The sequence below is a fragment of the Calyptranema fuscum S582 genome (assembly GCF_055793305.1).
In genome coordinates this window covers 1-12,813 of the sequence record NZ_JBSLYH010000049.1, presented here as the reverse complement: position 1 = coordinate 12,813, position 12,813 = coordinate 1, and the positions used below count along the sequence as shown (strand labels likewise).

The 12,813-nt window shown below is 50.8% G+C and carries 9 protein-coding genes; 6 read left to right on the top strand and 3 right to left on the bottom strand.

The window, feature by feature from the left end:
* Positions 1-52 precede the first annotated feature (52 nt).
* Both ACR6Z4_RS25560 and ACR6Z4_RS25555 read right to left on the bottom strand, forming a co-directional pair.
* Entirely contained in the window at positions 53-988 is a 936-nt protein-coding gene (locus ACR6Z4_RS25560; protein WP_479720168.1) for a hypothetical protein, read from the bottom strand.
* Between the two features lie 98 nt (positions 989-1,086).
* Positions 1,087-1,602: an Lrp/AsnC family transcriptional regulator gene (locus ACR6Z4_RS25555; RefSeq protein ID WP_479720167.1), complete on the bottom strand. Its 516-nt coding sequence runs from the start codon at positions 1,600-1,602 to the stop codon at positions 1,087-1,089.
* A gap of 948 nt (positions 1,603-2,550) precedes the next feature.
* Here ACR6Z4_RS25555 and hppD point away from each other — a divergent pair.
* From hppD to ACR6Z4_RS25525, 6 genes are all read left to right on the top strand, one after another.
* The gene (gene hppD / locus ACR6Z4_RS25550; RefSeq protein WP_479720166.1) at positions 2,551-3,642 is read left to right on the top strand and encodes a 4-hydroxyphenylpyruvate dioxygenase; all 1,092 of its coding nucleotides are present in this window, start codon (positions 2,551-2,553) and stop codon (positions 3,640-3,642) included.
* Between the two features lie 78 nt (positions 3,643-3,720).
* A complete protein-coding gene (locus ACR6Z4_RS25545; protein ID WP_479720165.1) occupies positions 3,721-4,884 on the top strand; it encodes a homogentisate 1,2-dioxygenase in 1,164 nt (387 codons plus the stop codon).
* Positions 4,885-4,928: 44 nt separating this feature from the next.
* Positions 4,929-5,879 carry a hypothetical protein gene (locus ACR6Z4_RS25540; protein ID WP_479720164.1) on the top strand — a complete coding sequence of 317 codons (951 nt, stop codon included), beginning with the start codon at positions 4,929-4,931 and terminating at the stop codon, positions 5,877-5,879.
* 10 nt (positions 5,880-5,889) lie between these two features.
* Positions 5,890-7,977, top strand: a complete 2,088-nt coding sequence (locus ACR6Z4_RS25535; protein WP_479720163.1) for an AMP-binding protein — start codon at positions 5,890-5,892, stop codon at positions 7,975-7,977.
* A 449-nt stretch (positions 7,978-8,426) separates the two neighbouring features.
* A complete protein-coding gene (locus ACR6Z4_RS25530) occupies positions 8,427-9,527 on the top strand; it encodes a sensor histidine kinase (RefSeq protein ID WP_479720162.1) in 1,101 nt (366 codons plus the stop codon).
* A gap of 64 nt (positions 9,528-9,591) precedes the next feature.
* A complete protein-coding gene (locus ACR6Z4_RS25525; protein ID WP_479720161.1) occupies positions 9,592-10,437 on the top strand; it encodes a M28 family peptidase in 846 nt (281 codons plus the stop codon).
* A gap of 146 nt (positions 10,438-10,583) precedes the next feature.
* On the opposite strand, the gene ACR6Z4_RS25520 is transcribed toward ACR6Z4_RS25525, so the two are convergent.
* Positions 10,584-12,176, bottom strand: coding sequence for an Hsp70 family protein (locus ACR6Z4_RS25520; RefSeq protein ID WP_479720160.1), 1,593 nt, complete (start codon positions 12,174-12,176; stop codon positions 10,584-10,586).
* Positions 12,177-12,813: the final 637 nt, after the last annotated feature.

The following is a 12,813-nucleotide window of genomic DNA, read 5'->3' as shown; positions in this document are numbered from 1 at the left end:
GAATTGGTTCCGAGTTCGTTGTAATTGCGATCAAGATACGTTTTGACTACGCTCACGATAGAGCTGGTTGAGCGGCGTCGAAACCAGCGGTTAGCAATCTCCTTAAGTCTGCGATGGGTTCTGTAAACGAACAGGAGCCGAATGAGCGAAAGTAATGCTTCCGGGTGGCTTCTAGTTCGATCAAAGAGAGGGTGCGATCGCCCCATACTATAGTGTCTGACAAAAACTGAAAGCTTGTTTTCAAGTTGTGAGCACCTCCGGTTTGGCAGTGATTGTGGTTTACTTCAAGTACTGCCACGGCATCCTGAAGTGATAGAGGTTGCTGCATGGCGATCGCGGCGAGTAGTGCCACATTCAAAAACCCGTGCATTCTGGTGGTCGCACTGTCGGGTTCATAAGTCAGGGGGTGGGTGGCAGGGAACGGGTGATGCAACCCGGCGGTTGCCTTAAACGGCACGTGTGCCGCAACGCACTTGAGGATAGCTTGCGCCAATTGGGTGTTGCTGGGAAAGGCATCGGCTGTAATGCCTCCTGTGCGTAGCTTGATAGCGGATGCAGGGGACTGTAACACCGAGAGATAGGTATCCAGGTGGCTGTTCCAGGGGACTTCAAAAAATGATTCCATTCCCATAGGCAACAGTGGCACGATCTGAGCGATCGCCGCTGGATCAAGGGGCGAAAACTCCAGGGATTTAATAGTAATTTGGGGATGATTGATGCAGGACTGTACCTGGGCGATCGCCATGGGTACGTCTTGCCCAATAATGACGCTCAGCGACCACTGTTCTAAGGCAAACTCAGGTAGCAGTGCTTGAAATTCAGGCAACTGCGAAGCCGGTAAGACAAAGCGTCCCAACAGCCAGCGTTCGGGTGTGCCGGAATAGTGCGCATAGTTTGCCATTGCCTGTCGTAGATCCAGTTTCGCGGGAGGAAACAATCCGGCGTAGTCAATGATTGCGGTTAGTAGAGGAGTGATCGATGGCAGCATGGGTAACTCTCCTTGACCAAAATTCAAAGTCCCTCTCCCCTCGGAATTTAGGGTGAGAGCAAGAATGGCAGCACGCGCGACAAACGCCCCACTGGTACCTAATCAAGCGGCAGGGAGGTGGATGCCTTAATTTCATTTAAGACAATACTGGTACGAATGCGTTCGACACCGGGAAGGCAGGTAATTTTTTCAGACAGTAGCCGTTCTAAATGCAAATGATTGGTGACGACTAGTTTTAACAGGTAATCAAACTCGCCGCTTAGGTGGTGGCACTCCAGTACTTCGGAAAGGGCTTTAACGCGATCGCAAAATTGTCCCACGCATTCTGGATGATGATGAGACAACGTGACTTGAGCAAAACAGAGCAAATCTAGCCCCAATGCTTCTCGATTGACCAGCGTGACGTAGCGATCGATTACGCCATTCTCCTCCAGTTTTCTCAGCCGTTTTTGCAACCCTGGGGGTGAAAGGTTAACCTGACGCGCCAGTTCCGCGCTGGTGATACGCCCATTTTCCTGAAGCACAGCCAGGAGATAGCGATCCAACTCATCCAATGATTGCAATGACTCTGTATGACTTGGTGTGGATTTCGGATTGACGTTGTGTTTGGGCACGTGACGCTCAACTCATAGGGATTCGACACAGTAGCTGTTTCAGCAGAGAAGGGAGAATCAAACTCATTTCTCTGGCAACCTGCTAGAGATAGGTTTGGTGAATAATTTTTGGGAGTTGAGTTAATTATAAAATCTTATTTGCATAATTAAGTTAATGATTAAGACGTAGGGATTCTTAAAAGTTGGGAATTATAATCTTAAGTAAGGGCTTTTGGTTTATAAACGAAACTCGAAGCCTGTAGGTTCCTACCCAATAACACCACGCATCACGGGGTTTGGCAGGGTTTAACCACTGGCTTTACACCAGCATCGCTCCTGGTTTAGAACCTGTGCAACTGGTGTTGCAAACACCAAATTTTGCAACATGGGGGTTGGGGGCTTCGCCCCCAAGAAGGGGTTCCACCCCTCTACCCCTTACAAAACTTTCGTTTTGCTGTACTAGTGTTGCAAACACCAAATTTTGCAACATGGGGGGTTGGGGGCTTCGCCCCCAAGAAGGGGTTCCACCCCTTCACCCCTTACAAAACTTTCGTTTTGCTGTACTAGTTTGATGATAGTGCGCCCTGCGATCGCACTAAAAATCTAACCTTATCCAAGCGCGAAGCGCTGTAATTCCCATTCCTGCGAGATTTGCCAGCAAATCATACTCTATTTGTCCGGTGTGTCAGGCACTAGCCATAACGCACCACAAGTACTTTATTTTCACGCAAGTCTCTCAATCAATCATCTTTTTACATCAACTACCTATCAGCACTCAGATCATTCTCAGGTAAGCAGTACGCATTAAGGTCAGAACGGGGTGCAGGGGTTTCACCCCTGCGGGGGAGCACCGTCCCACCCTCCTGATGCCCTAACTAGATTGTGTAGAACCATCAAGTTCTCAGGTACAGTCATGTTGCCCTTCATGCCTGTTGGATGATGAGGTGCATTTGCTCGACGGACTTTGTTATGGATAATTTTCCGATTCAACGATTTGATCATCTTGAGCTGTATGTGGGCAATGCCCGACAGGCAGCGATGTTTTATGCCAACTGTTTTGGCTTTACCAACACTGCTTACCAGGGTTTAGAAACGGGGAGCCGTGCGATCGCCTCTTACTTGATGGAACAGGGTGACATTCGTCTGGTTCTCACTACCGGGCTGCACCCAGACCATAGCAGCGCCAAAAGCGTGATGAAACACGGTGACACCGTTGCTGTGATGGCGTTTGAAGTACCTGATGCCGTCAGTGCTTACAAAGAAGCCCTGCACCGGGGGGCAGAAGGTGCGATCGCACCTACCAGTATCGAAGATGGCTATGGATTGCTGCACTTTGCTGCCATTCATGCCTATGGCGATGTGCTGATTAAATTTGTCGATCGCACTGACTATCACGGCATCTTTGCTCCGGGTTACGAGCGCCATTGTCCTCCCGCCTCTAGCCCTCGCCGTATGGGGCTGACGCATATTGATCATGTCGTTGCCAATGTAGAACTGGGAGCAATGGAACGGTGGGTCAATTTCTTCGCCGACGTTCTCGACTTCAGTGTGCTGGTGCATTTCGACGATCGCGCCATTTCCACCGACTATTCTGCGCTGATGTCTAAAGTCATGCAGAACCGCAATGGAACTATCAAACTTCCCATCAACGAACCGGCACCAGGTCAATATAAATCGCAGATTGATGAATACCTGGACTTTCATCACGGGCCCGGCATTCAACATGTCGCTCTTGCGACCGACAACATTATTCAAACGGTTACCCAGCTGAAGCAAGCCGGAGTGGAGTTTCTGCCGATTCCAGCGAACTATTATCAAAACTTAGCCACCTGGATTGGGGCGATCGCCGAACCGATTGAACAATTGGCAAACCTGGGGATTTTGGTAGATCGAGACAATGAAGGCTACTTGCTGCAAATCTTTACCCAACCTATGCAAGATCGACCCACCTTATTTTTTGAAGTGATTCAACGCCAGGGATCACATGGGTTTGGGGAAGGTAACTTTAAAGCACTATTTGAAGCGATCGAACGAGAACAAGCCCTGCGGGGCAATCTATAAACGAGAAACTACAATCCTGCTCGATCCCCCTAAATCCCCTTTTTAAGGGGGACTTTCCGAACCTTTGCGAGGTACGCGATGACGTTCTATTACAAGCTAGGTACCATTCCTCACAAACGGCACACCCAGTTTCGTCAGCCGGATGGTTCGTTGTATCACGAAGAGTTGATGGGGATTCATGGATTTTCTGGGGTGCAATCGTTGCTCTATCATTGCCACCCACCAACGGAGATTCAAACGCTTGTGCTGGAACGAATGATAGAGGTGGGGTACGAAGAACCGGGACCCCTCTGCCCGCGCCATTTTCGCACAGCCGCTGTGCCCGATGGAGGTGATGCGATCGCCTCGCGCCTTCTCCTGCTGGCAAATGCTGATATAGACATTTCTGTGGCTCGACCGACCACGGAGATGACCTACTGGTACCGGGTTGCCCATAGCGATGAGCTGATGTTTATCCACCACGGCAGCGGCGTATTAGAAAGCCAGTATGGCAACCTGCGCTATCGATCGGGCGATTATCTCGTTGTGCCCAGTGGGGTGCTGTGGCGACTGTTGCCGGATGTCGGCGTCGCGCAACGGATGCTGGTGATTGAAGCAAAGACAGGACATATCGCCCCCCCTGCCCGCTACCTCAACCGCTATGGGCAACTGTTAGAACACGCCCCCTATAGTGAACGGGATATTCGTCCACCCGATGAATTAGTGACCCACGACGAGGTGGGTGAGTTTGAAGTCCGGGTTAAAGCCCGCGATCGCATCACCCGTTATTTTTATGCGCATCACCCATTGGATGTGGTGGGCTGGGATGGGCATCTATATCCCTTTGCGCTCAACATTGAAGATTTTGAACCGATTACCGGACGCATTCATCAGCCACCCCCGGTTCACCAAACCTTTGAGGCACCAGGGTTTGTCATTTGCTCCTTTGTGCCCCGACTGTTTGACTATCATCCGGCATCAATTCCGGCTCCTTACAATCACTCCAACGTCGATTCCGATGAAGTTCTGTATTACGTTGAGGGCAATTTTATGTCGCGCAAAGGGATTGAATCAGCATCCATCACCCTGCATCCCGGTGGCATTCCCCACGGACCCCATCCGGGGTTGTATGAAGGGTCGATCGGCAAACAGCAGACGGAAGAACTTGCCGTCATGATTGACACGTTTCAACCCCTCCGGGTGACCCAGCCAGCGATCGCCCTGGAAGACAAAGATTATCCCTATAGTTGGCGACCCCGTTAATGCAGCAGCGCCCTGACTTCAAGTGATTGTTTAGGAGGTGTTTTATGACTCATGTTCTGACCGCAACCCCTCTCACGCTTTCGTCCCGGATACAGGAGCGCTGCCAGCGGGGTGAACTGACCCAATCGCAGCTTGAGGATTTCCAGAATTTTCTGGCAGAGGTCGATCAGGCATTTCTCCAGCATCCAATTATTCTGCACAACGCTTACACCCATTGGTTTAGCCAGGGAGCAGCCAGCGATCGCGAACTGCGCTATTTCATCCAACAATTCTCGGTGTTCTCCAATCAGTTTTTGGTGGCAGCGCTGTTAAAAGTGATCAATGCCTCTACATTGCAGCAATCCCGCGCCAGTCGAGAGATTTTGCTGAACGAACTGGGTGTGATTTATCGGCAGCAGGGTCACAACCGCTCGGTAGCTGCCGCTGGCGATCCGCAAACCATCCAGACTCAAACCGATGACGATAAAGACCGGGAAGGCGATCCGGAACTGGTCAGTACGGAGGGCACGGTGGATGGTGGCATTTGTCGCTTTCGTGCCGCTCACTTTGAATGGCTGACCGGGGTAGCCGCAGGGCTGGGGCTGGATTTTGCTGACATTGGCAAGCGTCAGCATGGCAGTCCGACAACCTTACATTTTTGCGATGAGCTGATTCGTCTCTATGGCAGCGATGACCCTTCTACAGCGGAAGGTACCAGCTTTGCCGTAGAAAATTGGGCAGCGGCGGGCTTCTGGCAAGAATTAGAAGATGGGTTAACCCAGATCAAGCAAACCCGGCATCCCCACCTGAAGCTGGCGTTCTTTACCTGGCACAACCGCGTGGAAGCACAGCACGCCGGACACACACTAGAAGAACTGGAAGATGTCTACTTCCGTCCGGACTTCGATCGCGATCGCTTCATGCAGGGCGGACGAGAAATTCTCACGGCGATCGCCGTATTTTGGGATGGCTTAGAGCGCGATCGCCTCCATCCGGTTCACATTGCAGCGGGATAGGAGGACGGTGATGAACGCAGTATCCTTGCAGCAGTTGATGGACTGTGGCGTGGAACGTGAGACGGCGATCGCGCTACAGTCACCGATCAATCACGCCCTGGCTATCCTGCCTGCCCCGAAGTGCTGGCAATGGTTGACTCATCATATTCTCCAACCCCAGCAGCCGTTTGCGCTGCACCAGCAACTTTATGCCATCACCTTTGCTGATTGGGATATTCACCAGGCACCGCCCCCTGCCTGGATGCCATCCACAGAGCAGATGCAAGCTACCCATATTGCCGCCCTGATGCGGGATCTGCACCTGGAGACCTATGCGCAGCTCCATGCCTGGTCGGTGCAACACCGAGCTGAGTTTTGGCAACGAATGATGCAACGCTTGGGGATTCGCTGGCAACAACCCTATCGCCAGGTGCTTGATCTGACGGCGGGTGTTGAATCACCGCAGTGGTTGGTAGGTGCGCAGCTCAACATTGTCGAGAGTTGTTTTCAGTCCAACCCCGACGCACCCGCGATCGTCGCTCAGGCAGAAGGTGAACCGCTGGTGTATTGGACCTCTGCCGACCTTCTAGGCTTGACCAATCGGGTTGCCAATGGGCTAGTCGCCGCTGGTGTGCAACCGGGAGATGCGATCGCCATTGCCATGCCGATGACGGCAGCATCGGTCGCGATTTATCTGGGCATCATTAAAGCCGGATGCACCGTGGTTTCGATTGCTGACAGTTTTGCGGCTACTGAAATCGCTATCCGTTTGCGCCTCATCAAAGCGATCGCCATCTTCACGCAGGATGTGATCGTGCGAAATGGCAAAGAACTACCGCTGTATAGCAAAGTCGTCGCGGCTGATGCCCCTGCTGCCATCGTGATCAGGCGATCGCCCACTGTTGTGAATCTGCGTCCGGGCGATCGCACCTGGACGGATTTTCTTAGCGACGACGACCAGTTCACGGCGGTTCCAACCCAACCCTCAGCCCCGATCAACGTTCTCTTTTCCTCCGGCACCACGGGGGAACCGAAAGCAATTCCCTGGACGCACACCACCCCGATCAAAGCAGCGGCAGATGGACACCTGCACCAGGACATTCATCCGGGTGATGTCGTAGCATGGCACACCAACCTGGGCTGGATGATGGGACCCTGGTTGATCTACGCTAGCCTGATCAACCGCGCCACGATCGCGTTGTATGACGGTAGTCCTGGCGATCGCGGCTTTGGTAGGTTCATTCAAGAGGCACGGGTGACGATGTTGGGGGTGGTGCCCAGTCTGGTCAACACCTGGAGACGCACAGGTTGCATGAACGGACTGGATTGGAGCCAGATCAAAGCATTTAGCTCGACGGGTGAGTGCTCAAATCCTCAAGACATGCTGTTTCTCATGGCGTTAGCAGGATACAAACCCATCATTGAATATTGTGGGGGAACTGAAATTGGCGGTGGCTATCTCACCGGCACCCTGGTTCAGCCCTGTAGCCCCTCGACGTTTACCACACCGGCATTAGGGCTAGATATTGTGATTCTGGATGCGGCTGGACAGGTTACCAATCCAGGCGAAGCCTTTATTATTCCGCCTTCGATCGGGCTGTCTACTGAGTTGCTCAACCGCGATCATCATCAGGTCTATTTTGCCGATACGCCCCCCTTTCCCCTGCCCATCCGACGACATGGCGATCGGCTAGAGCGCTTGCCCAATGGCTATTACCGGGCACAGGGTCGAGTCGATGACACAATGAATTTGAGTGGCATCAAAGTCAGTGCCGTTGCCATTGAGCAAACCTTGAATACCCTACCCGAAATTAGTGAAACAGCCGCTATTGCGATCGCCCCAGCCGATGGCGGCCCCAGTCAGCTCGTGATTTATGCCGTTCTCACGCCCCAGATGCCACCCCTCTCCACAGCCACCCTCCACATTCTGCTGCAAACTACGCTGAAACACCAGCTCAATCCCCTATTCAAGATTCACACCGTCGTCGTTGTAGAGTCACTGCCACGCACGGCCTCCAACAAAACCATGCGCCGTATCCTGCGCGATCGCTATGACCAGGAGACAGCCTCACAGCAATCCAGTGATCTCGTTCTACAACGGCAGATAGATGTCCATTAAAATCTAATGCAGTTGAATGAGGAGAGGTGATCGGTTGAAAAGCTTGCTTTTCAACCGATCACCTCTCACAGTGTTGAAGACATAGCGCTGTACTTCCCAGTCATTTCTCAACGCGATCGCTCTTTCCCACGACATCCTGAAGATGCACTGGGGTCTGTTTTAAGAATTGTTTTTTCGGGCGCGAAGCGCCCGAAAAAACAACCCTCTTAGCGGGCTTTAAAACACGTTCTAAGTATGGGAGAGAGCGACGGCTCTGCTGTTGCTTCCTCAGAAAACAGGACAGATTAACTGATTCATCACCTTAAAACTGCCTTGATATGGTTCTACGCCGTCTAGTCAGGACATCGGGGGGTGGGGGCGGTGCCCCTACGCCGGGGTTCCATCCCTGCACCCCGTCCTAACCCTAATGCGTACCGCTATATAAGTTATTCAACGCCAGTTTAAGAACAATGTCGAATCAAACTGCTGAATGCTTAAAACAAAATGCTCAGAAAATTATGCAACTGTGGGAGAAACGGGCGCGTAGTGAAATCAGTGCATCCATCCATCAGGACTCGCTAGTTTTACAAAACTCGCTGCCTCAATACCTGAGTCAATTAGAAGATGAACTGTCCACGAAAATTCAACGAACTCCCGCCAGAATTAGAGCGGATAAGTTGGAAAGCACTCGCATTGGTAAAATGCACGGTCATGAGCGGGCAGGATTTGCCGACTACTCCATCAGTCAACTTATTTTTGAATATCACATTCTTCGGCAAGTTATTTTTCAGGTTTTAGAAGAAGAAATGCCATTAGAAATGAGAGAACGAGACATTATTATTGACTCCATTGAGCAAGCAGTTAATGATGCGGCAACCCAATTTTCTCAGACCCTGAAGGACATTCAGGAAACCTTTATGGTGACCCTGACGCACGACCTGAAAAACCCACTCAATATCATCAAAATGGGAACGCATCTAACCCTGCGTCGATTTGAAACCGGCGACAGCCATACGAATATCGTAGTGAGAATGCTTGGCGCGATCGAGCGGATGGAGCTAATGATTCAAAATTTGCTCGATGCCAGTCGGCTGCGAGCCGGACAAAGCCTAACGTTTACGGTTGAAGACTGTAGTTTAGATAGCATCGTTCGCGATGTAGTGCAAGATTTGAGCTTTGCGTATGGAGAGACCAATCGGTTTGTGGTTGTCTCTAAGGCGGATATCAAAATTAGTTGTAGCCGTAAAGACATCCGACGAGTGATTGAAAATCTAGCGATCAATGCCATTAAGTATGGGGCAGCGGGTACACCCATCACCTTTACGCTTCAGCCCGTTGATGCAGAGGTTCGCCTGACGGTTCATAACGAAGGTAAGTCCATCGCTCCAAATGCTCAATCTATCTTATTTCAACAATTCCGTCGCACCGTCTCGGCTGGAGATAAAGCGGGATGGGGATTAGGATTATTTTTGGCAAAGAGCATTATTGAGGCACATCACGGGACGATTGAAGTTGAAAGTGTCGAAGGTAAAGGAACAAGTTTTATTGTGACGTTGCCAAAGCTTCCCTAAAAAAGGTCATTTGTCCCCCTATTTCTCAGATAATCAAACACAGCTGAGTATCATGAGATGCCCCATGGTTGAATTAAACGAACGGTTGCGATCGCACCTTGAGCAACTGGTTCGAGAGCGTGATCCTTACCTGGCAAGCGAAGGTCATTTTTATGTGCAGCAGTATATCCGAGAGCAATTAGGACAATGGGGAACGGTCACAGCACATGAGTTTCAGGTCAGAGGACGAATTCACCAAAACTGGATTTTAGATTTACCGGCTCAAGTGGGTCGAACCCCCAAACCCCCTATTTTGATTGGGGCTCACTATGATGCCGTGGTCGGGACTCCGGGTGCAGATGATAATGCCAGTGGGGTAGCAGCGCTGTTAGAAATAGGACGGGCGATCGCAGCAGCTCCGGTACGGCATCCCGTGCGCCTGGTTGCCTTTGATCTAGAAGAGTATGGCTTATTCGGCAGTACTCAATATGCCAGCGATTTACGTCAGCAACAGCAACCCTTGCGGCTCATGATCTCGCTAGAAATGCTGGGCTATTGCAGTCAAGCCCCCCATTCTCAACGCTATCCGGCTGGATTGCAATATATTTACCCCAACCGGGGCAACTTCATTGGCTTGATTGGCAATCTTCCCACCCTGCTGGATCTGCTGCATATCTCTCGCTGCATCCGGGCGGCAGGAGTTCCGAGCCAATGGTTACCCGCTGGCATGAAAGGGCAATTAGTGCCATCAACTCGGCTCAGCGACCATGCCCCCTTTTGGGATCAGGGCTATCGGGCAATGATGGTTACCGATACAGCATTTATGCGCAATCCCCACTATCACCAAGCCAGCGATCGCCTGGAAACCCTTGATCTCCAATTTATCAGCGGCATTTGTCAGGGCTTAATCAAAGCACTGCAAACCTTGTAAAGTAGCTCACTCGAATACCATCGTTTATGAAGTAATCAAATTGGCATCACATTAAGTCGGTATAAAAACATAGATATAGCGCTGTGCAGATTGATTCAGTCCGGTGTTGTGGGGCGCAGAGCGCCCCACAACACCGGACTCTGGACTTAACTCAACTGCACGACAGGGTAATTGTTTATCAGAATGCGATTGGTCAGCAAATCTTCGACCGTAATTCGTAAAAAGCGATCGCCATCGACCTGAAACAATACTTTAATTCGATCGCTCCCCGGATAGCCGGGAGGGCTAAGTTTAGCAATATTGCGGGCATCCGCCGTTTCATTTAAGGGTTTCACCTGACTTTTGCCCCCCGTTCTGCGAGTGACCATGCGATCGCCTTCAAAATAAACTTCTGTGTCGCCCGATTCAGCCCCCAATTCACCCAACACTAATTCAATGCTGGGCTGATTTTCGATTGACGCCCCCAGAAACAGTTCAACCGGAGTGGGCATGGGGTATGGTTGCCCTTCTTTGACAATCGGATGCCAGCCGTGGCAATTATTTTTTCGATCCCAGTAGCGAATGCCATAGCTGTGGTAGAGGAAGTCTTTGATTTCAATCCCCTGCGTAATTTGCAAAGCACCCTGGGCGATCGCTTCAAACGGTGTTTCAGAACGAATTTTTTCAGCCGGAAAGTATTGTTCGATCCAGGTTTTGACCGCAGGAATTTGAGCCGTACCCCCGACCAATAACACGGCTCCAATGTCAGCCGGTTCCAAGCCCTGCCGTCGCGCCTGACGCAACACCTGCGTCATCGATTCATCCAGACGTTCAAAAAATTGATTGGCTTGAAGTAGAGTCGTGAAGCGATCGCGATCGAGGTGTAATTCATAGCTTTCCAGCGTCTCATCATTGAAGTAGACCTCGGTTACCTGCACCTGTTCAGATAACTGAATTTTCAAGCGTTCCGCCAACCGTAGCGTCAAGGGATTGGAAGTTAATCCTTGCGTCTGGTGGAAATAATCAACGATCCAGGAATCGATATCCGAACCGCCCAAGTTTTGCCCAGCCTTGGCTATTACTTTGGCTAATTTAGGTTTTTGAGTGGAGTCGTCTAACACTTTTTCACCCCATTTCAACAAAAACCCAAGCGGTTTTACCGCAGGTTGTTGCCCCTGGCTCAATTGCACCAGCGATAAATCCAGTGTTCCCCCACCAAAATCAACCACCAATAGATTTTTTTCATCCGTTAAGCCATAGCCCAACGCAGCAGCCGTGGGTTCATCTAACATCCGCACCTGGTCAATATTCAAGCTTCGGCAGACCTGGGTCAGCCAGTTGCGGTAGACTTCAAAACTATCCACCGGCACGGTAATCACCAGCGAGTCGAAGCCTGGATCGATCGCTTGCAGCCGTTGAATCACCTCCGTTAAGAACCATTGCCCCGCATGTTCAAATGCAACCGTTTGCCCATCTAAATCGGGCAAAAATCCTTTGACCTCTGCCCCGATGCCGCGCTTAAAGTTACGAAAAAATCGGGGGCTATTGTTGATATCTAAACCGCGATCGCGCACGGCTTGCCCCGCCACTACCTTTGCCTGTGCGGCATCTTCGACATACAACAAGCTTGGAATCAACGGTGGGTTATGCCCCAGCCGCATCGATAACTCAGGCAATTCGACCGTTTCTGCTTGCTGAGTCACATCATTCCAACGAGCAATGACAGTGTTACTAGTGCCAAAATCAATCGCGTAAGACATAGGTAGAGCCGAGTGATAGGGAACAGGGAATGGGGGATGAGGGAATGGGGGACAGGGAACGGGAGATGGGGAACAGGGAACAGGAGATGGAGAAATTTGCAGGTTTGAGACTTGAGTTGAAAGGTACGGGTTAGGTGAGATCTGGCTTTAACAGAGATGATTTCTCACAAAGAGTTTACTGGTTTAGCTACCCTTCGCGCCCACTTCGCTCAGGGCACGCCCTTCGACTTTGATTAGAACAGATCCTTAACTTCGCTTGGGAATGAGAATTGAATAAGATCGGTTTTTGTAAGATGTGTCAGGCGATCGCCGTAACGCATCCCAAGCCCCAGAGTCAATGCGTTACGCTGCGCTAACACATCCTACGCAAGAATCCGGTTTTATTAAATCCACGATCCTTAGGAATAGCAATTAAATAACATCGATGATTTGTGGTACGAGCGAACAGCCTTCGCCCCTGCAAACGATTCAATATTTGATCGTGGCAAGGCATTCGTTAGATAGCCTTTGGTAAAGGACAAAAATCATAGTTCGAATGCTTCGCCCCCACAATTTGCGGGGATGATCGTTTCCAGACATCGCCTTAAACCCCTTCACTCTTCAGTCTTCATTTTTCACCCTCCACCCTCCACTCTTC

Coding starts and splice junctions, on each gene's coding strand:
- ACR6Z4_RS25540 (WP_479720164.1), top strand. CDS start 4,929: ATGACTCATGTTCTGACCGCAACCCCTCTCACGCTTTCGTCCCGGATA.
- ACR6Z4_RS25545 (WP_479720165.1), top strand. CDS start 3,721: ATGACGTTCTATTACAAGCTAGGTACCATTCCTCACAAACGGCACACC.
- ACR6Z4_RS25530 (WP_479720162.1), top strand. CDS start 8,427: ATGTCGAATCAAACTGCTGAATGCTTAAAACAAAATGCTCAGAAAATT.
- ACR6Z4_RS25520 (WP_479720160.1), bottom strand. CDS start 12,176: ATGTCTTACGCGATTGATTTTGGCACTAGTAACACTGTCATTGCTCGT.
- ACR6Z4_RS25560 (WP_479720168.1), bottom strand. CDS start 988: ATGCTGCCATCGATCACTCCTCTACTAACCGCAATCATTGACTACGCC.
- ACR6Z4_RS25535 (WP_479720163.1), top strand. CDS start 5,890: ATGAACGCAGTATCCTTGCAGCAGTTGATGGACTGTGGCGTGGAACGT.
- hppD (WP_479720166.1), top strand. CDS start 2,551: ATGGATAATTTTCCGATTCAACGATTTGATCATCTTGAGCTGTATGTG.
- ACR6Z4_RS25525 (WP_479720161.1), top strand. CDS start 9,592: ATGGTTGAATTAAACGAACGGTTGCGATCGCACCTTGAGCAACTGGTT.